The organism is Brucella tritici (assembly GCF_008932295.1).
GTDB lineage: Bacteria > Pseudomonadota > Alphaproteobacteria > Rhizobiales > Rhizobiaceae > Brucella > Brucella tritici.
The window spans coordinates 1-987 of record NZ_WBWA01000080.1 but is presented as its reverse complement, the minus strand read 5'-3'; the positions used below and the strand labels follow the sequence as shown (position 1 = coordinate 987).

Sequence of the window (987 nt, the reverse complement as noted above, 5' to 3'; positions counted from 1 at the left end):
ATATAATCTCCATGCGAGCCATGCCAACCTCTAAGTTCTGATATTAATGCCAGCACTAATGCTGGTTCTAATGCCAGAACATCGCCCAAAAGCCTCCATCAGCAAAATCCACTCACCGGACGCTCACGGTCCTGTTACTTTAAAAGGAGTACTGCTAGATGAAAATACAGTTGATTTATTGTAATAGTCAACTAATTTAAAATATCCTGTTGCGGGGGTAGTCTTAGGCTTTATATTGGCTCCAGTCTGGTCACAAAATGCACAAGTTAAAACAATGGTAGCTCCAGTGGAGTTTGTCGGTAGCTGACACTGACGACCACTTGAAAAACCTTGAACAGCAAAATCGTATACGATGATGTTTGTACTTGTCATAATTTTATCCTGTTTTAATAAATTAACATTTACTCTATGGGTTGATTGTCTCCCGGCCGGTTAGAAGCTTTGCTTCCATCTGGAACGACGCTTTGGAGCGGGAGATTGTAGTGCAAATTGCTATGGAGTGCATCCTCAACGGCTCTTTGTCCAGCAATCATGGCGATATGTTTTTCGAGACGTCGCCTTGTATTGCCGCCAACTAGAGTGCCGGGCGACCTATCGGGCGCAAAGGTCGCTCTAGCACTATAAGCCAGCTTTAGAGCGCATCCCGAAAAGTGTGAAACGGTTTTCGGAAAAGATGTGCGTTAAAACAAAAGATTAGAACGCCGATCTGATCCAATCAGATTGAAGCGCGCTCTAGCCGGAACGCTGCAAGGATTTCTAGAGCGGTTCCAGTTAAAGCGAAGTCGCTGGAACCGTTCTAACGATTTGTTTCGTGGCATTATCCGACGCAAAACCGCTTCGCACTTTTGCTGGAAATGCTCTAGGTGTTTGGTCCCAGCATGTGATGGTGTAGAATTGTCACCGACACAGCGGAGGGAGCTATGGGCCAAATTCTCCACGGCAGCGCCAAGACCACGCACGCCATTCGAGCAGAACTACAGCGATCGA

The 987-nt window shown here is 46.3% G+C and carries 1 protein-coding gene; it reads right to left on the bottom strand.

Annotation, left to right across the window (positions count from 1 at the left end):
* Positions 1-123: 123 nt before the first annotated feature.
* Positions 124-372, bottom strand: a complete 249-nt coding sequence (locus F9K91_RS25485; RefSeq protein ID WP_151679071.1) for a hypothetical protein — start codon at positions 370-372, stop codon at positions 124-126.
* Positions 373-987: the final 615 nt, after the last annotated feature.

Coding starts and splice junctions, on each gene's coding strand:
- F9K91_RS25485 (WP_151679071.1), bottom strand. CDS start 372: ATGACAAGTACAAACATCATCGTATACGATTTTGCTGTTCAAGGTTTT.